The 25,762-nt window shown below is 71.2% G+C and carries 24 protein-coding genes and 1 pseudogene; 16 read left to right on the top strand and 9 right to left on the bottom strand.

Annotated elements, in window-relative coordinates; translation table 11 throughout:
- The first annotated feature begins 11 nt into the window (after nucleotides 1–11).
- From ACZ7M7_RS11195 to ACZ7M7_RS11185, 3 genes and pseudogenes are all read left to right on the top strand, one after another.
- The gene (locus tag ACZ7M7_RS11195) at nucleotides 12–2,066 is read left to right on the top strand and encodes a beta-ketoacyl synthase N-terminal-like domain-containing protein (protein WP_472115017.1); all 2,055 of its coding nucleotides are present in this window, start codon (nucleotides 12–14) and stop codon (nucleotides 2,064–2,066) included.
- Entirely contained in the window at nucleotides 2,063–2,821 is a 759-nt protein-coding gene (locus tag ACZ7M7_RS11190; RefSeq protein ID WP_472115014.1) for a thioesterase II family protein, read from the top strand. Before ACZ7M7_RS11195 ends, ACZ7M7_RS11190 begins: the two co-directional genes overlap by 4 nt.
- A gap of 196 nt (nucleotides 2,822–3,017) precedes the next feature.
- Nucleotides 3,018–3,224 (top strand): annotated as a pseudogene (locus ACZ7M7_RS11185) (3-oxoacyl-ACP synthase); the annotation flags it as partial.
- Nucleotides 3,225–3,240: 16 nt separating this feature from the next.
- On the opposite strand, the gene ku reads toward ACZ7M7_RS11185, so the two are convergent.
- Nucleotides 3,241–4,284 (bottom strand): non-homologous end joining protein Ku, encoded by a 1,044-nt coding sequence (gene ku / locus ACZ7M7_RS11180; RefSeq protein WP_383628323.1) that lies wholly within the window; start codon nucleotides 4,282–4,284, stop codon nucleotides 3,241–3,243.
- A gap of 71 nt (nucleotides 4,285–4,355) precedes the next feature.
- Between ku and ligD the strand changes: the two genes are divergently transcribed.
- On the top strand, nucleotides 4,356–5,237 hold the full coding sequence (gene ligD / locus ACZ7M7_RS11175; protein WP_472115011.1) for a non-homologous end-joining DNA ligase: 882 nt from the start codon (nucleotides 4,356–4,358) through the stop codon (nucleotides 5,235–5,237).
- A gap of 141 nt (nucleotides 5,238–5,378) precedes the next feature.
- Here ligD and ACZ7M7_RS11170 read toward each other — a convergent pair whose 3' ends face one another.
- The gene (locus tag ACZ7M7_RS11170) at nucleotides 5,379–6,188 is read right to left on the bottom strand and encodes a nuclease-related domain-containing protein (protein WP_472115008.1); all 810 of its coding nucleotides are present in this window, start codon (nucleotides 6,186–6,188) and stop codon (nucleotides 5,379–5,381) included.
- Nucleotides 6,189–6,299: 111 nt separating this feature from the next.
- Between ACZ7M7_RS11170 and ACZ7M7_RS11165 the strand changes: the two genes are divergently transcribed.
- From ACZ7M7_RS11165 to ACZ7M7_RS11140, 6 genes are all read left to right on the top strand, one after another.
- On the top strand, nucleotides 6,300–6,806 hold the full coding sequence (locus tag ACZ7M7_RS11165) for a protein-tyrosine phosphatase family protein (RefSeq protein WP_383602735.1): 507 nt from the start codon (nucleotides 6,300–6,302) through the stop codon (nucleotides 6,804–6,806).
- Between the two features lie 91 nt (nucleotides 6,807–6,897).
- Nucleotides 6,898–7,650, top strand: coding sequence for a hypothetical protein (locus tag ACZ7M7_RS11160; RefSeq protein WP_472115003.1), 753 nt, complete (start codon nucleotides 6,898–6,900; stop codon nucleotides 7,648–7,650).
- A complete protein-coding gene (locus tag ACZ7M7_RS11155; RefSeq protein WP_472115000.1) occupies nucleotides 7,647–8,882 on the top strand; it encodes an ATP-binding protein in 1,236 nt (411 codons plus the stop codon). The genes ACZ7M7_RS11160 and ACZ7M7_RS11155 overlap by 4 nt, the downstream gene beginning before the upstream one ends.
- Nucleotides 8,883–8,986: 104 nt before the next feature.
- The gene (locus ACZ7M7_RS11150) at nucleotides 8,987–10,405 is read left to right on the top strand and encodes an FtsW/RodA/SpoVE family cell cycle protein (RefSeq protein WP_472114997.1); all 1,419 of its coding nucleotides are present in this window, start codon (nucleotides 8,987–8,989) and stop codon (nucleotides 10,403–10,405) included.
- Nucleotides 10,402–11,880, top strand: coding sequence for a penicillin-binding transpeptidase domain-containing protein (locus ACZ7M7_RS11145; RefSeq protein ID WP_472114994.1), 1,479 nt, complete (start codon nucleotides 10,402–10,404; stop codon nucleotides 11,878–11,880). The genes ACZ7M7_RS11150 and ACZ7M7_RS11145 overlap by 4 nt, the downstream gene beginning before the upstream one ends.
- A 71-nt stretch (nucleotides 11,881–11,951) precedes the next feature.
- Nucleotides 11,952–12,470: a DUF3291 domain-containing protein gene (locus tag ACZ7M7_RS11140; protein WP_383628311.1), complete on the top strand. Its 519-nt coding sequence runs from the start codon at nucleotides 11,952–11,954 to the stop codon at nucleotides 12,468–12,470.
- A 27-nt stretch (nucleotides 12,471–12,497) separates the two neighbouring features.
- On the opposite strand, the gene ACZ7M7_RS11135 is transcribed toward ACZ7M7_RS11140, so the two are convergent.
- Nucleotides 12,498–13,613, bottom strand: coding sequence for a ferritin-like domain-containing protein (locus ACZ7M7_RS11135; RefSeq protein ID WP_472114991.1), 1,116 nt, complete (start codon nucleotides 13,611–13,613; stop codon nucleotides 12,498–12,500).
- A gap of 127 nt (nucleotides 13,614–13,740) precedes the next feature.
- Between ACZ7M7_RS11135 and ACZ7M7_RS11130 the strand changes: the two genes are divergently transcribed.
- The 4 genes from ACZ7M7_RS11130 to ACZ7M7_RS11115 all read left to right on the top strand — a co-directional run bounded on the left by ACZ7M7_RS11130 (nucleotide 13,741) and on the right by ACZ7M7_RS11115 (nucleotide 17,201).
- On the top strand, nucleotides 13,741–14,679 hold the full coding sequence (locus tag ACZ7M7_RS11130) for an AurF N-oxygenase family protein (protein ID WP_383602753.1): 939 nt from the start codon (nucleotides 13,741–13,743) through the stop codon (nucleotides 14,677–14,679).
- A gap of 274 nt (nucleotides 14,680–14,953) precedes the next feature.
- Complete coding sequence (locus ACZ7M7_RS11125; RefSeq protein WP_383602756.1) at nucleotides 14,954–15,631, top strand: TetR/AcrR family transcriptional regulator; 678 nt, start codon at nucleotides 14,954–14,956, stop codon at nucleotides 15,629–15,631.
- A gap of 10 nt (nucleotides 15,632–15,641) precedes the next feature.
- Nucleotides 15,642–15,944 (top strand): hypothetical protein, encoded by a 303-nt coding sequence (locus ACZ7M7_RS11120; protein ID WP_383602759.1) that lies wholly within the window; start codon nucleotides 15,642–15,644, stop codon nucleotides 15,942–15,944.
- A gap of 102 nt (nucleotides 15,945–16,046) precedes the next feature.
- Entirely contained in the window at nucleotides 16,047–17,201 is a 1,155-nt protein-coding gene (locus ACZ7M7_RS11115) for a C40 family peptidase (RefSeq protein ID WP_472114988.1), read from the top strand.
- Here the strand turns inward: ACZ7M7_RS11115 and ACZ7M7_RS11110 are convergent.
- The 5 genes from ACZ7M7_RS11110 to ACZ7M7_RS11090 are packed head-to-tail and all read right to left on the bottom strand — an operon-like array spanning nucleotide 17,119 to nucleotide 22,738.
- Nucleotides 17,119–18,372: a styrene monooxygenase/indole monooxygenase family protein gene (locus ACZ7M7_RS11110; RefSeq protein ID WP_472114985.1), complete on the bottom strand. Its 1,254-nt coding sequence runs from the start codon at nucleotides 18,370–18,372 to the stop codon at nucleotides 17,119–17,121. The genes ACZ7M7_RS11115 and ACZ7M7_RS11110 overlap by 83 nt on opposite strands.
- A 14-nt stretch (nucleotides 18,373–18,386) precedes the next feature.
- A complete protein-coding gene (locus tag ACZ7M7_RS11105) occupies nucleotides 18,387–19,025 on the bottom strand; it encodes a GTP-binding protein (protein WP_383602769.1) in 639 nt (212 codons plus the stop codon).
- Complete coding sequence (locus tag ACZ7M7_RS11100) at nucleotides 19,006–19,425, bottom strand: DUF742 domain-containing protein (protein ID WP_363035412.1); 420 nt, start codon at nucleotides 19,423–19,425, stop codon at nucleotides 19,006–19,008. The genes ACZ7M7_RS11105 and ACZ7M7_RS11100 overlap by 20 nt, the downstream gene beginning before the upstream one ends.
- The gene (locus ACZ7M7_RS11095) at nucleotides 19,422–19,925 is read right to left on the bottom strand and encodes a roadblock/LC7 domain-containing protein (protein ID WP_383602772.1); all 504 of its coding nucleotides are present in this window, start codon (nucleotides 19,923–19,925) and stop codon (nucleotides 19,422–19,424) included. The genes ACZ7M7_RS11100 and ACZ7M7_RS11095 overlap by 4 nt, the downstream gene beginning before the upstream one ends.
- Nucleotides 19,922–22,738, bottom strand: coding sequence for a sensor histidine kinase (locus tag ACZ7M7_RS11090; RefSeq protein ID WP_472114981.1), 2,817 nt, complete (start codon nucleotides 22,736–22,738; stop codon nucleotides 19,922–19,924). The genes ACZ7M7_RS11095 and ACZ7M7_RS11090 overlap by 4 nt, the downstream gene beginning before the upstream one ends.
- Nucleotides 22,739–23,144: 406 nt before the next feature.
- On the opposite strand from ACZ7M7_RS11090, the gene ACZ7M7_RS11085 reads away from it, so the two are divergent.
- A complete protein-coding gene (locus ACZ7M7_RS11085) occupies nucleotides 23,145–23,933 on the top strand; it encodes a protein phosphatase 2C domain-containing protein (protein WP_472114978.1) in 789 nt (262 codons plus the stop codon).
- A 206-nt stretch (nucleotides 23,934–24,139) separates the two neighbouring features.
- Here the strand turns inward: ACZ7M7_RS11085 and ACZ7M7_RS11080 are convergent, their stop codons facing one another.
- On the bottom strand, nucleotides 24,140–24,652 hold the full coding sequence (locus ACZ7M7_RS11080) for a MarR family winged helix-turn-helix transcriptional regulator (RefSeq protein WP_383602781.1): 513 nt from the start codon (nucleotides 24,650–24,652) through the stop codon (nucleotides 24,140–24,142).
- Between the two features lie 239 nt (nucleotides 24,653–24,891).
- Between ACZ7M7_RS11080 and ACZ7M7_RS11075 the strand changes: the two genes are divergently transcribed.
- Nucleotides 24,892–25,722: a lysozyme gene (locus ACZ7M7_RS11075; RefSeq protein WP_472114975.1), complete on the top strand. Its 831-nt coding sequence runs from the start codon at nucleotides 24,892–24,894 to the stop codon at nucleotides 25,720–25,722.
- Nucleotides 25,723–25,762 lie beyond the last annotated feature (40 nt).

Genomic DNA, 25,762 nt, shown 5'->3' with positions numbered 1-25,762 from the left:
AGGAAGTCCCGATGCAGGATCTCGAATCCGCGGTGGCCGTCGTCGGCATGAGCGGCCGCTTCCCCGGTGCGCCGGACCTGGAGGCCTACTGGGCCAACCTGCGCGACGGCGTCCGCTCCCTGTCCACCTTCACCGAGAAGGAGTTGCTCGCCGACGGCGCTGACGCGGCGGAGCTGCGCAACCCCGCGTACGTCGCCGCACAGGGCCGGCTCGCGGACGCGGACCGCTTCGAGGCGGACCTCTTCGGCTTCAGCCGCACCGAGGCGGCGGCCCTGGACCCGCAGCACCGGGTACTGCTGGAGACCGCCTGGTCCGCCCTGGAGGACGCGGGCCACGCCCCGCTGAACGCCGCGTCCCGTACTGGCGTGTACGTGGGCGGCAGCCCGACCGAACACGCCCTGGCCGCCGGCACGGACCCGGCGCTCGCGTCGGCGATCGGCGCCCTTCAGGTCCGTATCCTCACCGACCGCGAGTTCCTGGCACCGTGGATCTCGTACCGACTGGGGCTGGACGGCCCGAGCATGACGGTCCAGACGGCCTGTTCGACCTCGCTCACGGCGGTCCATCTCGCCGTACAGGCCCTCCTCCTCGGCGAGTGCGACACCGCGCTCGCGGGCGGCGTGGCCGTCGGCAGTGTGCGCAAGCAGGGCTACGTCCACTACCAGGGCGGGATCTTCTCCCCCGACGGCCGCTGCCGCCCCTTCGACGAGAAGGCGGCCGGCACGGTGCCGGGCAGCGGGGTGGGCGTGCTGGTGCTGCGCCGGCTGGAGGACGCGCTGGCCGACGGCGACCCGGTGCGCGCGGTGATCCGGGGTACGGCGGTCACCAACGACGGTTCCGGCAAGGTCGGGTTCACCGCTCCGGGGGTGGACCAGCAGACGGCCGCGATCACGGAGGCGTGGGCGGCGGCGGGGCTGGAGCCGTCGGCGGCACAGTACGTGGAGGCGCACGGGACCGGGACGGAGCTGGGGGACCGGATCGAACTCGAGGCGGCGAGCGCGGCCTTCGCGGGCGGTGACGGCATCGGCATCGGCATCGGCTCGGTGAAGTCGAACATCGGGCATGCGGACGCGGCGGCCGGGGCGGCGGCGCTGATCAAGACGATCCTGATGCTGGAGAACGCCACGCTGGTCCCGACGGTGGACGTCACCAGCCCGGTCACCGCCCTCCGGGACTCGCCGCTGCGGTTGGTGACGGCGGCGGAGGAGTGGCCGGACAGGGCGGGCCTGCCCCGGCTGGCGGGCGTGACGTCGGTGGGGATCGGCGGCACGAATGTGCACGTGGTGGTGCAGGAGGCACCGGAGCGGCCGACCCGACCGGATCCGGCCGCGCACCCGCTGGTCCTGCCGCTGTCGGCCCGTACCGAGCGCCAACTCGGCGCTGTCGCGGACCGGTTGGCGAGGCGGCTGCGCGACGCGGACGCCCCGTCCCTGGCCGATGTCGCCCACACCCTGCGCACGGGCCGGGTCGCGATGCCCGTACGCGGTTATGTCGTGGCCGCCGGGGCACGGGAGGCCGCCGACAAGCTCGCGGCGCTGGCCGGGGGCCGCCGGGACACCACGACCGACCCCCGGGGCGAGGCCTGGCTCGGCGGCGAGGAGGTGACCTGGCCGGCCCTCGACGGAGACGCACGGCGGGTGTCGCTCCCGACGCACCCGTTCGCGGGTGACAGCTACGGCGCGCTGACGCTGAGGCGGCCCGCGGCGGCGGAAGGGACGGCTCAGGCGCCGGGCCCGCCGACACCGGCATCGACGTCGTCGTCGCCGTCGCCGTCGCCTGAGGACGAACTCGAGGCCGTGGTGGCCGAGTTGGTGATCGAGGCGCTGGATCTCAACGGCGCCGCCGATCTGCAGCAGACGTACTTCGAGGCGGGCGGCGACTCACTGACGGCCGTGCACCTCGCCGGAAGGCTCCGCGACGAGCTGGGCATCGACGTACCGATCCAGCTGTTCCTCGAACCGGTCACACTGAAGGACATGACGAACCGCATCGTCGAGATGAAGCAGAACGGTGGCGCCGACGGCGCCCTCGACGCCCTCCTGTCCGAGTTCGAGGCGGAGTCATGACCGTCCCGCTCCCGGACAGCGGGACCCGATGGCTCAGGGGCGTCAGCGCACCCGGCGCGAAGATCCGCCTGGTGTGCTTTCCCCATGCCGGCGGCGCGGCGGGCTTCTTCCACGACTGGGCCACGCTGACGCCACCGGAGATCGAGGTCGTGTCGGTGCAGTACCCCGGCCGCCAGGACCGCTTCTCCGACCCGTGCGCGACCACGATGGAGGAGCTGGCGGACGCGATCACGACGGCCCTGCTGCACGAGGTGACCGACGACCTGCCGTTGGCCTTCTTCGGGCACAGCATGGGTTCGTCGGTGGCGTACGAGGTGGCCCGCCGTCTGGAGGGCGTCCCCGGCCGCACCCTCACCCGCCTGATCGTGTCGGGCCGCACCCGGCCCCGTGTCCCGCAGGAGCAGCCGCCGCGCCCGCTCCAGACCGACACCGAGATCCTGGATCACGTCCGGCGACTGGACCCCGAGGGCGCCGCCGTCTACGAACACCCCGCGCTGCGGCCGGTGATCATGCCGGCCCTGCGCGCGGACTTCGGGCTGCTGGCGACGTACCGCCCGACCCGTCTGCGCCGGCTGGGAGTTCCGGTCACGGCCTGCGGCGGCGACCGCGATCCCGCCTGCACGATCGAGGATCTCTCGGCATGGGCGGACGTCACGACCGAAGGGCTGGACGTCCGGGCCTTCGAGGGGAACCACTTCTATCTCACCCCGCGCAGGGACGAGTTGCTCGCGCTGATCACCTCGCTGCTGATGTGAGGCGGGGCGTCGAACCGACGCGCACGAGGTGACGTGCAAGAGCTGAGAGAACTGGGCATGTTTCCCTTTCAACGACGTGAGGGGGCATGCCCCGATGAGCGAGGCCGCCGCACATACCCCGGCACCCCGGAGGGTCGTCGTGACCGGCCTCGGGGCGATCACACCGCTGGGCGTCGGGGCCGTCGAGCTGTGGCGGGGGCTGCTCGAGGCCGTCGCCGCCGCCCTGACGCTGTATCACGGGGTGGTGCCGCCGACCGTCGGGTGCGGGGAGGTCGACGACGGGATCGGGCTGGATGTGGTGAGGGGGGTGCCGCGGGCGCTGCCGGTGGACGGGGACCTGGTGCTCAGCAACTCGTTCGGGTTCGGTGGGCACAACGCTGTGCTGGCGCTGCGGCGGAGATAGGGCGCCCGCGGAGACTTCAGGCGGTGCGCTTGCGTGACGCCGTCTTCTTGGCCGTGGTCTTCTTCGCGGTGCTCTTGGCGGTGCTCTTCGCCGTCGACTTGGCTGCCGTCTTCTTCGCACCCTGGGCCGTCTTCGCGGTGGACTTCTTGGCCGACGACGCGGTCTTCTTGGCCGCCGCCTTCTTCGTCGCCGCAGTCGACTTCTTGCCCGCCGCCTGTTTGGGCGCCGCCCGGGCCGTCTTGCGCTGGGGCAGGGACCTGACCTCCGCCTCCGCCGGCTCCTCGCCGCGCGACTCCTTCGCCGCCCGCACGCTCTTCTCCAGGGCCGCCATCAGGTCGAGGACCTTGCCGGACTTCGCCGGTTCGGGTGACTCCGGCGGGGCCTCGCCGGCGGCCTTCGCGGCGACGACCTCCTCCAGGGCCTCGCGGTACTCGTCGTGCAGTTCATCGAGTTCGATCTCGCCGAGGGTGTCCATCAGGGCGTCCGCGAGGTCCAGCTCCTTGTCGTTCACGGTGACGTGCGCGTCGGGCGCGACGCCCTCCGGGGCGCGGACCTCGTCCGGCCACAGCAGCCCGTGCATGGCGATGGCGTCCTCGACCACGCGCAGCATGCCCAGGCGTTCACGGCCGCGGAGGGCGTACTTGGCGATCGCCACCTTCTGGCTCCGCTTCAACGCCTCCCGCAGCAGGGTGTACGGCTTGGCCGCGGGCGCGCCGCCCGCCGCGAGGTAGTAGGCGCTGTCCATCTGGAGCGGGTCGATGCGCTCCGCCGGCACGAACGCCACGATCTCGATCGTCTTCGCGGTCGGGAGCGGCAGGTGGGACAGGTCCTCGTCGGTGATCGGGATGATCGTGCCGTCCGCGTCCTCGTAGCCCTTGCCGATCTCGGCCTGGGTGACCTCGCGGTCCTCCAGTTCGCAGACCTTGCGGTAACGGATACGGCCGCCGTCCTCGGTGTGGATCTGACGGAAGGAGATCGAGCGGTTCTCCGTGGCGTTCACGAGCTTGATCGGGATGCTGACCAGGCCGAACGAGATGGCGCCGTTCCAGATGGATCGCACGTGCAGCACCCTTTCGATCGGTTTGCCAGGATCACCCGGACATCCTCCGTATTTTCTGGAATTCTCATCGTATGACGCCGATCACAGAGGTGGAGGGGCGACGGCTGGCGCTCAGCAATCTGGAGAAGGTGCTGTATCCGGCGACCGGCTTCACCAAGGGCGAGCTGCTGCACTACTACGCGACCACGGCCGACGCCCTGCTGCCGCATCTGCGGGATCGGCCGGTGTCCTTCCTGCGGTACCCCGACGGTCCGGACGGCCAGGTCTTCTTCACCAAGAACGTGCCGCCGGGCACTCCCGACTGGGTCACCACGGCCGAGGTCCCCCGTGTCGAGGGGCCGGCCCGCATGGTGTTCGTGCAGGACCTCGCCAGTCTGATGTGGGCGGCCAACCTCGTCACCGAGTTCCATACGCCCCAGTGGGTGATCGACGCTCCCGGCGAGGCCGACCGGCTGGTCTTCGACCTCGACCCCGGTTCGCCCGCCGGGGTGGTGGAGTGCTGCGAGGTGGCCCTCTGGCTGCGGGAACGGCTGGCGGCGGACGGTATCGAGGCGTACCCCAAGACGTCCGGCTCGAAGGGGCTGCATCTCGCCGCGGCCATCCGTCCCGCCTCGTCCGAGCGGGCCACCGAGTACGCCAAGGAGCTTGCCGTGGAGGCCGAGAAGGCCATGCCCCGGCTGGCGGTCCACCGGATGACGAAGAGTCTGCGGGCCGGCAAGGTGTTCGTGGACTGGAGCCAGAATGCCGCCCGCAAGACGACGGCGACGCCGTACACGCTGCGCGCTCGGCGTGAGCCTGCCGTGTCCGCCCCGGTGACGTGGGACGAGGTGGAGGGCTGCCGCTCCCCCGAGGCGTTGACCATCCTCGCGCCGGACCTGGCCGGGCGGCTGCAGGAGTACGGCGACCTCTTGGCTCCGCTGCTGGACGGGGACCGTGCAGGGTCGTTGCCGTAGTTTCAAGCGCCGGTCCAGGCAATTCAGCCCGTCTGGGGGCACCCCCTCTGGGGGAGTTTGAGGACGAGGCCCGTTCAGGGCCGGAGCGGGGGTCTGGGGGCGGCAGCCCCCAGCAAGGCCTGCGGTGGCCGACCCCACTCCTCAGCCGGCGGCCGGCCACACCCCCCGGTCCCGAGCCATCGCGTGCAGCGCCTCCACGTCCGCCGGTTTCAGGACCCCGCCCTCCCGGGCCAGCCCCGTCACCTCCGTGTCCTTGACGACGCGGACCTCCCGGAGCGGCCCGGTGACGGTCAGGTCGGACGGGGCGACCAGGGCGAGGACGGGGTGGACCTCGGCGGTGAGGGCGTAGGAGGCGCGGTCGGCGTCGGCGCGGACGCGGCGGAGCAGGGGGTGGGAGTCCCGGCGGCCGAGGGTGACCATCGGGTCGGCGACGGTCACCTTCTGCTTACGGGCGTACAGGCTGTACAGCGCGAACAGCCCGCCGGGGCCGATCACGAGGTGATGGATGCGGTCGCCGCCGGGCAGCGGCACGGAGTGCAGTGTGTGCCAGCCCGCGCCGTCGAGCCGGTCCAGCTCCGCTCCGACCGTCTGCTCCGCCGTCAGCGCCCGCTGCCGCGGGTCGGGACGGCGGAGTCGGCCGGCGGGTACCGGGTCGCGGTCGAGGGAGACCAGGAGCGCCTCGCCAGGACGGTTGGGCGCCAGGTCGTCGTCCGGATGCAGGGTCAGCCGGGCCAGCTCGGCGGGTGTGGGGACGGGGGGCGGCCCCACCGTCACCGGGCCGGTGACGAAGGGCCCGAGCGCCTCCAGCACATCCTCTCTGCGGTCGTCGCTGAGCAGGTTGATCCGGGCCGCCTCACGGTCGTACCAGGCGATGTTCCGCCCGTCCGTGAGGCAGACGTAGAGCCGCTCCTGGCCGTGCCGCCAGGTCGGTATGACGCGCAGTCCGCTCATGCACCATCACCCCACTGACCATGGGAACAGGCGGGGTGCTGCGCGGGCAAGAACCCGGTTACCTTTGAGAGGAGTTGGGCAGACCCCCCGCGAGGGGTGGGGGAGGTGCCGTTGCGTACCCGCAGGAAGCAACCCGACGTACCGGCTCCGGACAGCCCGTGGAGCGAGATCGTGCCCGGCCTGTGGATGGGCGGTCACGAGTTCCGGGGGCAGTCGGGCCAAGTGGAGTTCGCCGTCGTACGGGACGAGTTCGATCTCGTACAGACTCTGCTGCGCCTGCCCGGCCACGGGCCCGATCCCGGCGTGGCGCACCATGTGTGGCCGATCCCCGACGGACCGCTGGACGGCACCCAGCTCGCGGGGGTGATACGGCTGGCCGAGGCCGCGTGCGAGGCGCTGGACGGGGGCCGCAGGGTCCTCGTGCGCTGCTACCACGGCTACAACCGCTCGGGGCTCGTCATCGCCCACGCCCTGGTCCGCCGGAACCACTCCGCCGAGCAGGCGATCCGGCTGATACGCTCCCGCCGCTCTCCGTGGGCCCTGCACAACGAGCTGTTCGTCGACTACCTCCGTGCCGGACTGTCGACCGCCCGGCTCCTTGAGGAGCTCGCCGAGTAATCGTTTCGCCCGTCCGCCCACCGGGTGCGCAAAAAGGACTTCCGTCCGAATAGTGTGTACGGGCCGACACCACCCGATCCCCAGGAGAACCGTGCCCCGCAGCCGCCCCGCGCGCCTCGTCGTGCTCGTCGCCCTGCTGCTGGCGGCCACGACCGCCTGCGGTGACGCCGGGGGGCTCCAGGGCGCGGGCCCGACCGAGGTCGCGGTGAGCCCGGACAAGCTGTGGCCGAAGCTGACGCCGGCGTCCAGCCCCGCCTATCTCGTGGGCGAGGTGAACAGGGAGGTCGTGAAGGGCGTCGACCTGCCCAAGGGCGACATCCGCGATGTGCAGCCGGTGTCGGTCGTACGCAAGGAGATCGCCGGCCACCGGGACGAGTACAGCGGCAAGGACGCGCCGTACCGCGAGACCGGCAGCCTGATGGCCGATTGCGACGAGGGCGCCGGGCGCGGCGAGTGCCCGGTGCTGCGGCCGTACTACCGGGATCTGACCGGCGACGGACGGCCCGAGCTGACGCTCGGCTTCCGGCTGATGCCGGGCAAGACCACCGCGGTGCGCGTCTACACCGTCGAGAAGCACCGGCTCGTGCAGGTGATGGCCTGGGACGACGCCGTCAGCGGCGTCGAGCTGGCCGGACGGTCGGTGATCATACGCTCGCCGTCCGAGGTCGCCGGGTACGAGTACCGGCTGCAGTGGACCTGGGACGCGGACCAGAAGGCGATGCTGCTCACGCACGACGAGATGCTGCGCACCGGCCCGCACAAGAAGACGCCCCGCCCCTCGCCCTCACGCTCCGCGTCGCCCTCCCTCTCCCCGTCCGCCACCCCGTCGGCGAGCACCCCATGAGACTCGGGCTCCCCCAGTGGGCCGGCCCGCTCGCCGTGAAGGCCGCCCTCTTCATCACGGTGATGTGCTGCGCGCTCGCCGCGCTGCTCGGCATCCTCGTGCACGTCTCGGTGACGAACCAGACCGTCGGCCAGGCCCGCGACCTCGCGCTGTCCCGGCTGGAGGACGCGACGACCGCGTTCGAGGCCGGGGACACCCTCCCGTCCGGCGTCGGCCTGGATCCGCCGGAGCTGCCCGAGTCGCTGCGGGAGCTGGCGGTGGCCGGGGAGCGCGGCACGATGGTCGCCGACCACCGGGGGCGCCCCACGATGTGGGCGGCCGGCCCCGCCGACGGCGAGCGGGCCCTCGCGGTCGAGGTCGACTACTCGCAGCAGGCCCGCACCATCGAGGGGCTGGACCGCGCGATCGTGTGGTCGTCGGCGCTGGCGATCGGGGCGACGGTGCTGGTGGGCGCGTTCGCGGTGACGCGGGTGACGCGCCGGCTGCACGCCACGGCCCGGGTGGCCCGGCGGATCAGCGGAGGCGACCTGGACGCGCGGGTCGACGATCCCCGTACGAAGGATCCGACCCGGCCGCAGGACGAGGTGGCCTCCGTGGCGGCCGCCCTCGACTCCATGGCGTCCTCGCTGCAGAGCAAGCTGCTCGCCGAGCAGCGCTTCACGGCGGACGTGGCGCACGAGCTGCGTACGCCGTTGACCGGGCTGCACGCGGCGGCCGAGCTGCTCCCGACGGGGCGGCCGACCGAGTTGGTGCAGGACCGGGTGGCGGCGCTGCGCACCCTGACCGAGGATCTGCTGGAGATCTCGCGGCTGGACAGCGGACGTGAGCGGTCGGAGCTGGACACCGAGCCGCTCGGGGCGTTGGCCGAGCGGGTGGTGCGGGCGTCCGGGACGGAAACCGAGGTAGTCGTCGTTCGGGACGCCGTGGTGGAGACCGACCGGCGGCGGCTGGAGCGGGTGTTGGGGAATCTGGTGGCGAACGCGCACAAACACGGGCGTGGGCCGGTCGTTCTGACGGTGGAGGGCCCCGTGGTGACCGTGCGGGATCACGGCGTGGGCTATCCGGAGTACCTCGTCGCGCACGGGCCGCAGCGGTTCCGGACGGAGGGCGGGTCCAAGGGGCACGGGCTGGGGCTGACCATCGCGTTGGGGCAGGCGGAGGTGCTGGGCGCACGGCTGACGTTCACCAATTCGGCGGACGGCGGAGCCGTTGCGACGCTGACGCTCCGCTAGACGCGATCGCGGACAGAGCGCCCCTCCTCGCTCCATCGGCCCCAAGCCACGCTGGCGCTGAGCCGTAAGGCACACAAGACGGACTAATTGGGTAAGTTCCGGACATGACCAAGGCCGGATCCACCCTGGTGGCAGCGGACGCGCCCGCTCCCGCCGCACGTCTCCCCCGGCGCCGTGGCATCGAACTGGCCCTCATCGTCGTGGCCGTCCTGCTCTCCGTGTACGGCTACTGCGCGGTCGGCCTCGCCAAGAACGGCACCGTCCCGCCCGGCGCAGCCGGCTACGGCGCCGGGCTCGGCGTACTCGCGCTGGTCGCGCATCTGGCGGTGCGCCTGCGCGCCCCCTGCGCCGACCCGCTGCTGCTGCCGATCGGCGTGCTGCTCAACGGCCTCGGCCTGGTCCTGATCTACCGGCTCGACCTGGAGACACCGGACGACCGGGCGGCGCCCGCCCAACTCGTGTGGTCCACGCTGGGGGTGGCCCTGTTCATCGTGGTCGTCCTCCTGCTGCGCGACCACCGCGTGCTCCAGCGCTACTCCTACGTGTGCGTGGTGGCCGCGCTCGTTCTCCTCACCCTGCCGATCTTCTTCCCGGCCGTGAACGGCGCCCGCATCTGGATCCGGATCGCCGGATTCTCCATCCAGCCCGGTGAGTTCGCGAAGGTGCTGCTCGCGGTGTTCTTCGCGGCGTACCTGGCCGCCAACCGCAGCGCGCTGGCGTACACCGGCCGGCGCGTCTTCGGCGTCAACCGGCTGCAACTGCCCACCGGGCGCGTCCTCGGCCCGATCGTCGCCATCTGGCTGCTGAGCGTGGGCGTACTGATCCTCGAACGCGACCTGGGCACCTCGCTGTTGTTCTTCGGCCTGTTCGTGGTCCTTCTCTACGTCGCCACCGGCCGCACCGGCTGGATCGCACTCGGCCTGCTGCTCGCGGCGCTCGGCGCGGTGGCCGTGGGGCAGTTGGAGCCGCATGTGCACGGCAGGGTCGAGGACTGGCAGCATCCGTTCGCGTCGATCGAGGCGGGCGAGGGCCCGAACCAGCTGTCCCAGTCGCTGTTCGCCTTCGCGGCGGGCGGCATGCTCGGCACCGGACTGGGCCTCGGCCACTCGATCCTGATCGGCTTCGCCGCCAAGTCCGACTTCATCCTGGCGACGGCCGGGGAGGAGCTGGGCCTGGCGGGCCTGTCCGCGATCTTCCTGCTCTACGGCCTGCTGGTGGAGCGCGGCTACCGGGCGGGCCTCGCCCTGCGCGACCCCTTCGGCCGCCTCCTCGCGGTGGGGCTCGCCTCGATCGTGGCGCTCCAGGTGTTCGTGATCGCCGGCGGGGTGACGGGCCTCATCCCGCTGACCGGCATGGCGATGCCGTTCCTGGCACAGGGCGGCTCCTCGGTGGTCACCAACTGGGCGATCGTGGCGCTGCTGATCCGGGTGAGCGACCGGGCGCGCAGCCGCCTCGGCGTCCCCAAGAGCGAGGAGGCCGCCGTGCCGACGGAACCCGACGCCACCGCGGAGGCCGCCCGATGACCCGGCACATCCGGCACGCCGCCTTCTTCTGCGCGCTGCTGCTGATCGCGCTGCTCGTGAACGCCGCCCGCATCCAGGTCTTCGAGGCTCCGTCCTACGACGACAACATCGCCAACCGCCGCACCACGATCGCCCGTTACGGGCAGCCGCGCGGCGACATCCTGGTCGACGGCACACCGGTCACCGGCTCCCGGGACACCGGCGAGCACCTCCGCTACGAACGGACGTACACGAACGGCCCGATGTACGCCCCCGTCACCGGCTTCGCCTCGCAGGTGTACGGCACGACCCTGCTGGAGCACGCCGAGGACGGCGTCCTGTCGGGCACGAACCCGCTGCTGACGCCGTTCCCGCTGTGGAACGGCGTCGCCGTCCGCGACCTCAACCCCGGCGGCAACGTCGTGACCACGCTTCGCAGGGCTGCGCAGGAGGCAGCGTACGAGGGCCTCGCCGGCCGCAAGGGCGCGGTGGCGGCCATCGAGCCGTCGACGGGCCGGATCCTGGCCCTGGTGTCCGCCCCGTCGTACGACCCGTCCGTCCTGTCCGGGAACCGCTCGGCCGTGGCCAGGTCCTGGTCGACCCTGAACCGCGACGCCGACAAGCCGATGCTCAACCGGGCGGTGCGCAAGACGTATCCGCCGGGTTCGACCTTCAAGGTGATGACGGCGGCGGCGGCCCTGGACTCGGGCGTCGTCGAGAACCTGGACGACCGCACCGACTCCCCGGAGCCGTACACCCTCCCGGGCACCAGGACCTCGCTCACGAACGAGTCCAAGGGCTGCCGGAACGCACCGCTGCGCAAGGCCTTCGAGTGGTCGTGCAACACGGTGTTCGCCAAGCTGGGCGTCAAGGTCGGGGTGGACCGGATGGCGGCGACCGCGGGAGCCTTCGGCTTCAACGACCCGAACCTCAAGATCCCCTACTCGGTCGCCGAGAGCACCTTCGACACCGAGGTGGACAAGGCCCAGCTCGCCCTGTCGTCGATCGGCCAGTACAACACCCGCGCCACCCCCCTGCAGATGGCGATGGTCGCGGCGGCCGTGGCGAACGGCGGCCAGGTACGGTCGCCGTACCTGGTGGAGCGCACGACCAGGGCGGGCGGCTCCACGGTCTCGACGGCCGGATCCCGCCCGATGCGGCAGGCCATGCGCCCGTCGACCGCCGTCCTCCTCAAGGAACTCATGGTGGACGTGGTACGCGAGGGCACCGGCACGAACGCCTGGATCCCGGGCACGACGGTGGGCGGCAAGACCGGCACGGCCCAGCACGGCCTCGGCAACTCCGGCACGCCCTACGCCTGGTTCGTCTCCTGGGCGCAGGGCGACACCGACCTGGAGCCCAAGGTCGCCGTAGCCGTGGTGGTGGAGGACGCGGACGCCGACCGGGGCGAGATCAGCGGCGGCGGGGACGCGGCGCCGATCGCGCGGGCGGTGATGGAGGCGGTACTGAAGTCCTCCTCACGCGAGGACAGTTGACGCAGGCGACCATGCCCACGTGCTGAGACACCCCCTGCAATCCCGCCGCCGCCCGACCTATCGTTCGGTCCATGACGACATCAGCCGCGCAGGAAGCCGCCTACGAACTCGCCCAGGTCAACATCGCCCGCCTCAAGGCTCCGCTGGACTCCCCGCAGTTGAAGGACTTCGTCGACAACCTCGACCCGGTGAACGCCGATGCCGACGCCGCAGACGGCTTCGTGTGGCGGCTGGAGGGCGACACGGGCGACGCGACGGACGTGAGCGTCTTCGGCGACGACTGGCTGATCATCAACATGTCGGTGTGGCGGGACACGAACGCCCTGACCGCGTACATGTACCAGGGCCGCCACCGCGAGATGCTGGCCCGCCGCCGCGAGTGGTTCGAAAAAGTGCAGGAGGCGATGGTGACCCTGTGGTGGGTCCCCGCGGGCCACCGCCCGACGGTCGCGGAGGCCGAGTCCCGGCTCCTGCACCTGCGCACGAACGGCCCGACCCCCTACGCCTTCACGCTGCGCACGTCGTTCCCGCCACAGGGGGCGAAGCCGCTGCTCGGCGAGGTGCCGGACGGCCTGGGCTGCTCGGTCTAGGGGCGGATCCGTCCAGGACGGCTCTGCCTAGGACGGCTCGGCCTCGGCCCCCGCCTCGATCGCACCCTCGACCTCCGCGACCCGCTCCCGCTCCTCCGCCGCGAACCGCTCGGCATCGAGCTTCTCGGCGACCTCCTCGTCCTGAGCCATGAGCAGGTCCAGATTCGAGTCCCCCATCTCGAACACCCCCATGTCCACATAGGCCTGCTGGAGGCGCTCGCCCCACAGCCCGATGTCCTTGACGCAGGGGACGATGCGCGAGAAGAGCAGCCGCCGGAACAACTGCAGAAACTCGGACCGCTCGCTGATCTGCTCGGCCTCGGCCTTCGGAATGCCGAAGTTCTCCAGGACCTCGACGCCTCGCAGCCGGTCCCGCATCAGATAGCAGCCCTCGATGGCGAACTCCTCACGCTCCCGGAGCTCGGCGTCGCTCAGCTGCTTGTAGTAGTCCCGAAGCGCCATCCGCCCGAAGGCCACGTGCCGTGCCTCGTCCTGCATCACATAGGCCAGGATCTGCTTGGGCAGGGGCTTGTCGGTGGTGTCCCGGATCATCCCGAAGGCGGCCAGCGCCAGCCCCTCGATCAGCACCTGCATCCCGAGGTAGGGCATGTCCCAGCGGCTGTCCCGCAGCGTGTCGCCCAGCAGTGACTGCAGGTTGTCGTTGATCGGATAGACCATGCCGATCTTCTCGTGCAGAAAGCGCCCGTAGATCTCGGCGTGCCGCGCCTCGTCCATGGTCTGCGTGGCCGAGTAGAACTTCGCGTCCATGTCCGGCACCGACTCCACGATCCGCGCGGCGCAGATCATCGCGCCCTGCTCACCGTGGAGGAACTGGCTGAACTGCCAGGAGGCGTAGTGCTTGCGCAGCTCGCCCTTCTCCCGCTCGCTCATCCTGGCCCAGTACGGCGTCCCGTACAGCGCCATCGACTCGTCCGGCGTACCGAGCGCGTCGTACGGATCGACCTCCAACTCCCAGTCGATCCGCAGCTGCCCGTCCCACTGCTTGTCCTTGCCCTTCTGGTACAGGGCCAGAAGCCGGTCACGCCCGCCGTCGTACTCCCAGCTGAAACGGGCCGCGCCGGACGCCGGCACCTGCCAGATCGATTGCCCCGGATCCTTGGCGTACAGGTCGTATGTCGGCATGCCTCGCAGGCTCACACGCGATAGACGAGCGGTCAACAAGTCCTGCGCAAGGGATTGACGAGCTTGCTGACAAGCAGTCTCATAACAGTCGGACGACGTACCCCCGGGTAACAGAGGTGAGAGACCGATGACGACCCTGACGGAAGCCGACGCGATCGACGGGCTGCGCGACGCACTCGGCCTGCTCAAGGACCGCGAGCAGGTGGCCGAGCGGCTGCTCGCCTCTTCCGCCAAGCACTCCTTCGACCCCGACAAGGAACTGGACTGGGACGCGCCCTACGAGGAGGGCAAGTGGTTCTGGCCCCCCGAGCTGGTCTCGCTCTACGACACCCCGCTATGGAAGCGCATGAGCGAGGAACAGCGCGTCCTCCTCTCCCAGCACGAGGCCGCGGCCCTCGCCTCCCTGGGCATCTGGTTCGAGATCATCCTCATGCAGCTCCTGGTCCGCCACATCTACGACAAGGCGGCGACGAGCGCACACGTCCGCTACGCACTCACCGAGATCGAGGACGAGTGCCGCCACTCCAAGATGTTCGCCCGCCTGATCTCCCACGGCGACACACCCTGGTACCCCGTCAGCCGCGCACACCAGAACCTGGGCCGCCTCTTCAAGACGATCTCCACCACCCCCGGCTCCTTCACGGCCACCCTCCTCGGCGAGGAGGTCCTCGACTGGATGCAGCGCCTGACCTTCCCGGACGAGCGCGTCCAGCCCCTGGTCCGGGGCGTCACCCGCATCCACGTGGTCGAGGAGGCCCGCCACGTCCGCTACGCCCGTGAGGAACTGCGCCGCCAGATGGTGACGGCCCCGAGGTGGTCCCAGGAGTTCACCCGCATCACCTCCGGCGAGTTCGCCCGCGTCTTCTCCGTGGCCTTCGTCAACCCCGAGGTCTATACGAACGTAGGCCTGGACAGGCGCGAGGCCATGGCCCAGGTCAAGGCCAGCGCCCACCGCCGCGAGGTCATGCAGACAGGCGCGAAACGCCTGACGGACTTCCTGGACGACATAGGCGTACTGCGCGGAGCGGGCCGCCGCCTGTGGAAGTCATCGGGCCTGCTGGCGTAACCAGGGGGCGCACCCCCACGGCGCGGCACCCGCGTACGGCGGCAAGGGGCCGTGTCGGGGGGTGTCCGCCCGCAGCGGCGGGCGTCAAGAACCAGCACCTCTTGAGAGAGCTCAACCGCCCGACCGAGGACGGACACCCCCCGGCACGGCCCCGACCACCCCACACCCGCAGGCGCTACGCGCACCCCCACCGAACAGCAACAGGCCGCCGCAGGCACCCCCGCCCAACCGCCGGAGGCAAGACGCCCCACCCCCGGCGACTACCCTGCTGGTCATGACGCCCTCGGCCCCCACCCCCGCCTACCGTCGCCTGAGCGTCGAGGAACGCCGCACCCAACTCCTCAACGCCGCCCTCACGCTCTTCGCACACCGAGCCCCCGAGGACGTCTCCCTGGACGACGTGGCAGAGGCAGCCGGCGTCTCCCGCCCCCTGGTGTACCGCTACTTCCCCGGCGGCAAGCAACAGCTCTACGAGGCCGCCCTGCGCTCGGCCGCCGAAGAACTCCAGCACTGCTTCGACGAACCCCGGGAAGGCCCCCTCGTCCCCCGGCTGTCCCGCGCCCTCGACCGCTACCTGACCTTCGTCGACCAGCACGACGCCGGATTCAGCGCCCTGCTCCAGGGCGGCAGCGTGGTGGAGACGTCCCGCACGACGGCCATCGTCGACGGCGTACGACGCGCCGCGGCGGAGCACGTCCTGCGCCACCTGGACGTCACCGACCCCGGTCGCCTGCTCCGCATGACCGTACGGATGTGGATCACCGCGGTCGAGGCGGCCTCCCTGATCTGGCTGGACGAGGGCAAGCAGCCCCCCGTGGAGGAACTGCGGGACTGGCTGGTGGAGCAGTTCGTGGCCGCACTCTCCGTCACCGCGGGCCGGGACCCTCAGACCGCCGCCCTGACCGAGAAGCTGGCGGAGCAGCCGACCGAACAGCCGACCGCGGATAGCTGAGACTGGTGCCGTGAAGAGCGAAGACACCCCCTTCGAGGGCGGCCCCATGGACGGCCGGGTCCTGCCCGTACTGCTGGGCATCACGGGCCACCCGCCCAAGACGTACCGCATCCCCGTCCCCGACCCGCACGGCGGCGAGCCCACGGTCCTCGTCTACCGCCGCGTCCCCCGCACACCGGGCACCCGCATGAGCCTCTCCCAGCGCTGGAAGTACGAGTACGACCCCGAGGGCAAGCACAGCCGCCGCCTGAACTGGCCCTGGTCCAAGCCAGACACCACGCCGCAGAGCAAGCCGCACGACTCGAACGAGTGAAGTCACTGGGCCGAGCTGCGCACACCTACCGCGCGAACCGGCCTCCCCCGCCTGATCCTCACGGTACGGAGCAGAAAGCCTCTCCGCACCGGAGGTGATGACGTGTCAGGAAGGCGAAGGCTGCTGCGTCGGGCACGCACGACGGCGGTGTCGGCGGCCACGGCGACCGCGACGATCCTCGCGTCGGCAGCCGCATCCTCACCCGCGACTGCGGCGCCCGAGCCCGCACCCGACCCACAAGAGCAGTCCACCGCACGGCTCCTGACAGACCTTCAGCGCCTCTACCGCGAGACCGAGAAGGCGACGGAGACCTACAACGCCACCGAGGAAAAGCTCAAGAAGCAGCGCACCGAGGTCACCCGCCTGGACACCGCCCTGTCCCGCGCCCGCCTCTCCCTGCACGACAGCCGGGGCGCGGCCGGCCGCCTGGCCCGCCAGCAGTACCAGAACACCACCGACATCTCCCCGTATGTGCGCCTGCTTCTGGCCCGCGACCCCCAGCACGCCCTGGACCAGGGCCACGTCATCGGCCTGCTGGCACGCGAGCGCGCCGAAACGGTCGGCCGCCTGACCGGCACGGAACACAAGGCCGACGAACTGGCCCACAGGGCCCGCAAGGCCTTGGACGACCAACTCGTCCTGGCCGAACGCCAGAGGAAGAACAGGGACGCCGTGCACAAGCGTCTCAAGAAGGTCGAGGAGCTCCTGGCGTCCCTGACCGCCGACCAGCTCACCGCCCTGGCGGCGTTCGAGAAGAAGAGCATCACCAAAGCCCAGAAGGACCTCATGGCATCCGGCGGCCTGGCCAAGGAGGACCACAAGCCGTCCTCCGAGGCCAACCGTGCGATCCGCTACGCCAGGAAGCAGCTCGGAAAGCCCTACAAGTGGGGCGCGGAGGGCCCGAAGTCATACGACTGCTCGGGCCTGACGTCCGAGGCCTGGGCGCACGCCGGCACCCGCATCCCCCGCACGAGCCAGGAGCAGTGGGCACGGCTCGACCGCATCCCCCTGACCGAACTGCGACCGGGCGACCTGGTGATCTACTTCCCGGACGCCACACACGTGGCCATGTACGTCGGCAAGGGCAAGGTGATCCAGGCCCCACGCCCCGGCGAGAAGATCAAGGTCTCCCCGATCGCGTCGAACCCGCTCCTGGGGGCGGTACGCCCCGAGGTCAGGCCCCCGAAACCTCCGCGAGGTAAGCCCCGGTCTTCTCCGGCTCATAAAAGAAGTTCTCAAAGTCGGACGGATCATTGAAGCCGTTGGCGAACCGGTCGGCGACGGGCGGCAACTGCCCGGCCGCGCCGATGAGGTTGAGGATGTGCTCGGGCGGCGGCGCCAGCATCGCGTTCGTCCACTTGGTGACGTGCTGCGCGGTGTCCCAGTAACGGTCGAAGGTGGCGCGCATCCACGCCTCGTCGAACTCCTTGTCCCCGTGCTCGAGGATCGAGGCGAGGTACGCGGCAGCGCACTTGGACGCGGAGTTGGAGCCCTGCCCGGTGATCGGGTCGTTGGCGACCACGACATCGGCCACACCCAGCACGAGCCCGCCGCCGGGAAGCTGCCCGACGGGGTTGCGCACGGTCGGCGCGTACCGCCCGCTCAGCGTGCCGCCCGCGTCCGTGAGCTCGACCTTGGTCGCCCGGGCGTACTCCCAGGGGACGTACTTCTCCATGAGTTCCAGGGTCAGGGAGAGGTGCTCCGCCGGGTCCTTCACGCCGTCGAAGACATCGAGCGGCCCGCCGGGTATGCCCTCCCAGAACAGGATGTCCGCCCGCCCGGAGGTCGTCAGGGTGGGCATGACGAACAGCTCGCCGACGCCGGGTACGAGGTTGCAGCGGACGCCTTCGGTGTCCGGGTGCTCCGGACGCGGGCCCAGGCCGTGGACGTACGCCACGGCAAGCGCGCGCTGCGGCTCGCCGTACGGGGACCGCTCGGCATCCCGCCCGAACATCTGGACGAGCTCGCCCTTGCCGGCCGACACCAGCACCAGGTCGTACGTACGGGAGAAGTAGTCGAGGTCGCCGACCGCCGCGCCGTGGATGACCAGCTGGCCGCCGCGCTGCGCGAACGTCTCCATCCAGCCGGCCATCTTCACCCGCTGGTCGACCGACTGCGCGAAGCCGTCGAGGCGCCCCAGCCAGTCGATCGCCCGCGCCGCGGGGCCCTCGCCCCAGGAGCCGGGAGCCGCCACCGAGACGCCGAGTCCCTCGATCTTCGGGGCCTGGGACTCCCAGAAGTTCAGCTGGAGATCGCGCTCGTGCTGGAGTGCCGTGTGGAACATGCACTGCGTGGACATGACCCGGCCGGAGCGGATCTCGTCCGCCGTCCGGTTGGACATCAGGGTGACCTCGTACCCGTTCGACTGGAGTCCGAGGGCTATCTGGAGTCCGGACTGGCCGGCTCCGACGACGAGTATCTTCCGCATCCGGGGTTGTTCTCCTACTCGGGGGTGACGTCCAGCGCGTGGCCGACGAGGGACAGGAGAGTCTCGATGACCGAGATCCGCCGCCGCGCGTCCATGATCATTACAGGTATGTGCGCCGGGATCGTCAATGCCTCCCGCACGTCGTCCGGCTCGAACAGATCGCTGCCGTCGAAGTGGTTGACCGCGACGACGTACGGCAGTCCGCAGCTCTCGAAGTAGTCCAGCGCCGGGAAGCAGTCCTTCAGTCGCCGGGTGTCGGCCAGCACGACCGCGCCGATCGCGCCGCGCACCAGGTCGTCCCACATGAACCAGAACCGCTGCTGGCCCGGCGTGCCGAACAGGTAGAGCACCAGGTCGTCGTCGAGCGTGATGCGGCCGAAGTCCATGGCCACGGTGGTGGTCAGCTTGCCGGGCGTCGAGGTGAGGTCGTCGGTCTCCTCGCTCGCCTCGGTCATCAGCGCCTCGGTCTGCAGGGGCGTGATCTCCGAGACGGCCGTGACCAGCGTGGTCTTGCCGACGCCGAAGCCACCGGCCACGACTATCTTCGTGGCTATGGGGGCCCGGGTGCGATCCGTCTGCCAGGGCTGTTCGGGCCCCTCTTGGCCGAGGAGCGGGGAGACACCGCGAGCGGCGTCAGAGACGACGGAGTCCACTCAGCACCCTTTCCAGCAGAGCACGGTCCGGCCGGCCCGTGCCGTGACCGGTTCCCGTGCCGTACACCCGGATCTTTCCCTGGTCCGCGAGGTCGCTGAGGAGCACCCGGACCACGCCGAGCGGCATCTTCAGCAGCGCGGCGATCTCGGCCACCGTGCGCATCCGGCGGCACAGTTCGACGATGGCCCGCAACTCCGGCATCACCCGGGTGTTGAGGGAGCCATTCGTCAGTTCCTTGCGCTCCTGCGGGGCCTCCAGCGCCGCCACGAACGTCTCCACGAGGAGGACGTGGCCGAAGCGGGTACGGCCGCCGGTGAGCGAGTAGGGGCGTACGCGGGCGGCTTTGCGGTCGCCGCCGCGTACGGGGAGTTGCTGCCTGTTCTTCGGGGCATTGCTCATCGGGTACTCCCTGCCGACGCGGCATCTAGGGATTTCCGTAGCTCGCTGCGGAGTTCGGGGGTGAGGACATGGCCGGCCCGGCCGACGAAGAGCGCCATGTGGTAGGCCACCACGCTCATGTCGCAGTCCGCGGAGCCGTGCACACCGAGCAGCGACCCGTCGCTGATGGACATCACGAAGAGGCTGCCCTCGTCCATCGCGACCATCGTGTGCTTCACGCCGCCGAACTGCATCAGCTTGGCGGCCCCGATGGTGAGGCTGCCGATGCCGGAGACGATGGTGGCGAGGTCGGCGGAGGAGCCCCGGGGGCCGGTGGGCCGGTCGGTCCTGGCCTCCCGGGCAGCCTCGTTGCGGGCGTGGTCCGAGGAGAGCAGGAGCAACCCGTCGGAGGAGACCACCGCGACTGACTGGATGCCCGGCACCTCCTCGACCAGATTCGTCAACAACCAGTGCAGGTTGCGGGCTTCACTGCTCAGTCCGAAGGTACTGGGCGCGGTCAACTGCTTGCCTCCTCGGCTGTGCCCCCCGTGGCTGCTTCGGTTTCCGTGCTCGGTGCCGGGTTCTGGCCCGTGTGTTCGGCGATCTCCGCCTGTACGTCGCGGTAGCCGGCCGCCGCTCCCTGGCGGAAGCCCCCCAGCCTCCTGCGGAGGGCGTCGGCGTCCACCGTGCCGGTCCGCCGGCGCGGGGCCTGGGCGGGGGCGGTGATCTTCGGGGTGCGCTTGGGCAGGCCCTTGTCGGTGACGGGTTCATCCGCCTCGTCGGGGACGCGTTCGTGCACCGCCTCGGCTTCGCCTCCGGCGGCGTCGTCGGGTGCGGGTGGCCCCTGCGGGGCGTCCTCGCTGTCGGCGGCCGCGGGTTCGACGGCTACCGGTTCGGCCGCTGCCGGCGGTTCCTCCCCCGTCGCCTGCGCCGGGATCAGCAGCTCCATCGTCGTCTCGGCGGGATGCTCGCGCTCCCGCTCGGCCTCGGGTGCCACCGCCCGGTGTACGGGCTCCTCGGCGTCCTCGGTCTCCCGTACGGCCGTGTCGGCGTCCCCGGCTCCCCGTACCGCCCTCTCCGCCAGTGCCACCAGCAGGTCCCCGCCCTTGCCGCGGCCGGGCAGGACGTTGGAGTTGGCCTCCGCGTCGGCGCCCGGGAGGGAGAAGGTGTGGGCGCCGGTGTGGTGCGGCGTGTCCGAGGGGACCGCGGCCGGCTGGGCCGCCGCCAGCAGGCCCTTGGGCAGGACCGCGACCGCCGCGACGCCGCCCTGCTTCTGCTCGCGCAACTGGACGCGGACGCCGTGGCGGTGGGCGAGGCGGGCGACGACGTACAGGCCGAGGCCCAGGCCTTCATCGCCCTCCTGGTCGTAGGAGTTCTCCGGGTCGAAGTCGGCGAGACGGGAGTTGAGGCGGGACATGCGCTCGCCCGTCATGCCGATGCCCTCGTCCTGGACGGAGATCATCACCTCGCCGCTCTCCAGCAACCAGCCGGAGATCTCGACGGGCAGGTCGGGCGGGGAGAACGACGTGGCGTTCTCCATCAGCTCGGCCAGCAGGTGGGAGAGGTCGTCGGCCGCGAAGCCCGCCACGTGCGCGTGCGGCGGCAACGCGGCGATACGGACCCGCTCGTACCGCTCGATCTCGCTGACCGCCGCGCGCACGACGTCGACCAGCGGCACCGGTCCGGCGTGCTGCTGGACATGCTCGGTGCCGGCCAGGACGAGGAGGTTCTCGCTGTGCCGGCGCATGACCGTGGCGAAGTGGTCCAGTTTGAACAGGGTGGCGAGGCGCTCGGGGTCCTGCTCGCGCTCCTCCAGGCCCTCGATGACGGCGAGCTGACGCTCGACGAGGCCGAGGGTGCGCAGGGCCAGGTTGACGAAGGTGCTGCCGATGCTGTCGCGCAGGCGTTCCAGCTGGGCGGCGGACTCGGCGAGTTCGGTACGCAGCTCCTCGCGGGCGTCGGCCATCTTCTGGCGCTGCCCGACGAGGTGCTTGCGGTCGGACTCCAGGGTGCCGATGCGCTCGTGGAGGGCGAGGGCGTGCGCGTGCAGGGCGTTGACGGAGTCGACGACCTGGGCGAACTCGTCCCTGCGCCCGGTGAACTTGACCGGCTCCTGAGCCGCCGGGTCCTCGGCCTGCGCGAGCCGGGCGGAGCCCAGGCGCAGCACGGCGAGGGGCCGGGTGAGGCTGCGGGCCATGCCCGTGGCGACGCCCACGGCGAGCAGCATCAGGGCGCCGAGGATCGCGATCCGGATCTCCAGCGCGGTGACGTCGTCGTCGCGCAGCTCCTCCAGGGCCTTGGTGCGGCGGTCGTAGAGGGCGGACTCGACGCCGCGCATCATGTCGACGCGGGCGGAGAGGGCGGCCTCGACGCGTCCGGCGTCGGTGGCCAGGTCGCGGTCGGACAGCGTGGCCTGGTCGGTGAGGGCGGCGAGGTACCGCTCGGCGGTGCCGATCTCGGGGCCGGTGACCGTGGAGTCGTACGAGGTGCGCGCGGTCTTCGGGGCGGAGTCGCGGAAGTCGGCGACGGCGGCGTCGGAGCGCAGGCGGGCCTGCTGGGCGGCGGCGCTGAGGGCGGCGCGCTGCTCGGCGTCGGCCTCCGAGGCGGTCTCGCGGGTGGTCGGGACGCCGGTGACCGGGTCGATGACGGTCTCGGTGGTGGTCGGCACGCTCAGCGCGGCGAGCAGCAGCCCCCGGGTGGCGGCGGCCTGCTGTACGGCGGAGTCCAGCTCGGCCAGCGCGTAGGCACCGGAGCCCGCGCGGGGCGGCATCTGCTCGGCCAGCCGCTCGGCGAGCCGGTGCAGTTCGGTGATGGTGGCCGAGTAGGCGTTGTGCGCTTCCAGCGCGGTGCTCTTGCCGGTGAGCGCGCCCCTGCGCAGGGCCCCGATGCCGTCGAGGTCGTCGTGCAGGGAGGCGGGCGCGTCGGGGTCGGCGCGCAGCTCCTCGACCTGCCGGTCGACGCGGGCGCTGCGCTGCTCGCTGGGCGCCTTGGACTTGGGACGGCCGGCGGCGACGTACGTCGTGACCTCGTCGCGCTCGTCCGCCAGGGAGTGCGCGAGGGTGAGCGCGTCCTCGGTCTGGGCGGCGAGGGTCACCAGCTCCTGGGAGTCGTGCAGTTGCCCGGAGGCGGCGACGACCGAGGGGACGCCGGCCCCGGCGATGGCGGCGGCCACGACGGCGACGGCGACGATCAGCCGGTTCCGTACGTGGGTCGAGCGCCCCTTGCCGGCGGGTGTGGCGTCGGTGGTGGTGCCGGGAGTGGGCTGTGCGCCCCCCGCGGAGGCCGTCTTCTTGCCTGAGCGACGTGGCCGCATCTTCTGCACCGGTGCTCGCATTCCTGACTCGTGATACCCATGGGTCCGGATGACGCTCCGTCAACTACCGCCGACCTCGCGTGCACCCCTTCCCCAAGCTCTCGACATTGCTCGAGCTGGGGGTGTCCTCACCGGTCCCCGACCCTCCCAGTGCCGGTGGGCAACGGCCGCGCATCACCTGACCCGCCACCCGAAGGAGTGAACCCCGGAGGAGAGTTGGCGGGCAAGTTCCTCTGGCGCTTGCACCCGCCTTGTACGGCAGGCCGGTTGGACGTCTGGGGCAGGCGGTGGCAGTATTCGCCGCCACGCCTTGCCGGAGCGCTCCATTCCCTCCCAAATCAGACGCCTGACCTGCGCGCCTGCACCCTTTCAGCATCTCCTGCGACCCCTTCGTGACCCTTGTGAAGGGCTCGTGCAGACTGGCCGAATGCGAACTGAGCTTGTTTCGGAGCCCGGCGATCCGGCCCGCCCCAACGAGGACTTCGCGAGTGTCGGCCTTCCCGCCTCGGGACAGGGCGGCGTCCTGGTGGTCCTGGACGGAGTGACCCCACCGAGGGGCGAGACGGGCTGTCTGCATTCCGTCCCCTGGTTCACCGCACGGCTCGGCGGAGCCCTGACCGAACTGACCGTTTCACTCCCTGATGTTCCGCTCGCCGATGTCCTGGCCCGTGCAATCGCGCGTACCGCCGAGGCTCACGCGCAAACCTGTGACCTTTCTCACCCACGCACCCCACAGGCCACAGTGGTCCTGGCCCGCTGGTCGGCGGACGCGCTGGAGTACCTGATCCTGTCCGACTCGGCCCTCCTGGTGGAGTCGGCCGACGGCGCGATCACCCCGTACCTGGACGACCGCCTGACCCGCCTCCCCCGCGCCTCCCTGGCCACGGACGCCCTGATCGACGCCCATGTCCGCAACAAGGAGGGCGGCTTCTTCACGGTCGCCGCCGATCCGTCGGTGGCGGCGCGGGCGGTGACGGGGGTCCTGCCACGCGGCGAGGTGCGGGCGCTGGCCGCGCTGACGGACGGCGCGACTCGCTGGGTGGAGAAGTTCCGGCAGGGCGACTGGGGGGACTGCTTCACCTTCGTACGCAAGGAGGGGGCACAGGGGCTGGTGGACCGGGTACGGGCGCTGGAGCGGGCCGACGCGGAGGAGCGGACGTTTCTGGGGCGCAGCAAGACGCACGACGACGCGACGGTCGTGTACGTGCAGTGGTGAGCGGCGAACACGCCGAGCCGTGAGCGGCGGGCTCGGGAGCCGTGAGCGACGGACGCGTGGGGCGTGAGCGTCAGACGCGTGGGGCGTGAGCGTCAGACGCAGGGAGCCGTGAGCGGCGGACACGCGGGGCGTGAGCGACGGACACGCGGGGCGTGAGCGGCGGACACGCGGAGGCGTGAGCGACGGAGCCCGACGCTCCGCGGGGTCTACTTCTCCATCCCCCGGTTCAACTGGTTCAGCAGCCGCGCCAGCTCCGCGACCTCACGCCGGTCCCAGTGGGAGAGCTGCGCGACATAACGCTCCCGCCGTGCCTCGCGCACCTTGGCGACCCGGCCACGCCCCTCCTCCGTGAGGTGCACCAGCCATGCCCGTCCGTCGGCGGGGTCCGGCTCGCGGGCGACCAGGCCGAGGTCCTCCAGTGCGCGCAGCTGGCGGGACATGGTGGCCTTGCCGACACCGATGTACGCGGCGAGTTCGGTGGCCCGCAGCCGCCCGGACTCATCCAGACGGACCAACAGGCCGTACGCCGCCGACTCCAGGTCCGGATGGACCTCGCGGGCCATCTCGCCCTGCTTGGCCCGGGCGCGCCGGAACAGCACCGTCAACTCGCGTTCCAGATCGAGGAACTCGGGCCGGCCCGGACCACCACCGGCCACTCCTCCGGCGGAGGCGCCCCCGGGTTCCACGCGCGACCCGTCGCCGTTTCCGTCTTCGTGCACGTCAGCCCCTGCCTCGAGTTTCCCGGTCCTGAAAGTTTCCGCCGACCGCCGTGATTGCCGCAGCTCCGCCAGTATTTCGCAGGCGTGGACCAACGGCAGCCTCCGGACCCCCTTCCACCTGCTCTTCTGCGCGCCTAGCGTCTGTGCCGGCGCCGTGAACCAGACCCCGACTGGCATGCGCACGCCACAGCCATGCGCGTCTCCCCACCGAGCGTCACCGAGCCTTCGGAGGCACGCTAATGCCCGTGCACAGACCCGAACCGCTCCGCCGCCGGCGCCCGCACCTCGCCGGGCTCCTGCTCGCCGCCGTCCTCTCCCTACTCCTCGCCGCTCACCCCTCTCCCGCCACCGCCGACGACACCCCGCCCCGCGGCTCCGCCTACATGGGCATGGGCGTCGTGGCCCACGACGGGGAGGAGAGCCTCCCCGCCGATGTCCTGGCCGCCCAGACGGAAGGCGTGGACGTCTCCAGTCATCAGGGCGACGTCGCCTGGCCGACCCTGTGGAACAGCGGGGTCAAGTGGGCCTACGTGAAGGCCACCGAGGGGACCTACTACACCAACCCCTACTTCGCCCAGCAGTACAACGGCTCCTACAACGTCGGCATGATCCGCGGCGCCTACCACTTCGCCACCCCGGACACCACCAATGGAGCAACCCAGGCGGACTACTTCGTCGACCACGGCGGCGGCTGGTCCCGCGACGGCAGGACCCTGCCGGGCGCCCTCGACATCGAGTGGAACCCGTACGGCGACGCCTGCTACGGCAAGACCCCGGCCGCGATGGTCACCTGGATCCGCGACTTCGTGACCCGGTACAAGGCCCGCACGGGCCGCGACCCCGTCATCTACACGGCCACCAGTTGGTGGAAGCAGTGCACCGGCAACCACAGCGGCTTCGCCTCCGCCAATCCGCTGTGGATCGCGCGGTACGCCGCCGCCGTGGGTGAACTCCCGGCCGGCTGGAGCTACTACACGATGTGGCAGTACACGTCCTCCGGCCCGACCGTCGGCGACCACAACAGGTTCAACGGAGCGCTGGACAGGCTCCAGGCTCTGGCGAACGGCTGACCCACATCCGCAACCGCCTGCGGCGAAGGCCCGGGACTCC

This window comes from Streptomyces sp. NPDC111606 (assembly GCF_055656945.1).
Note: the sequence above shows the minus strand (reverse complement) of the source record. Positions and strands in the feature narration are given on the sequence as shown.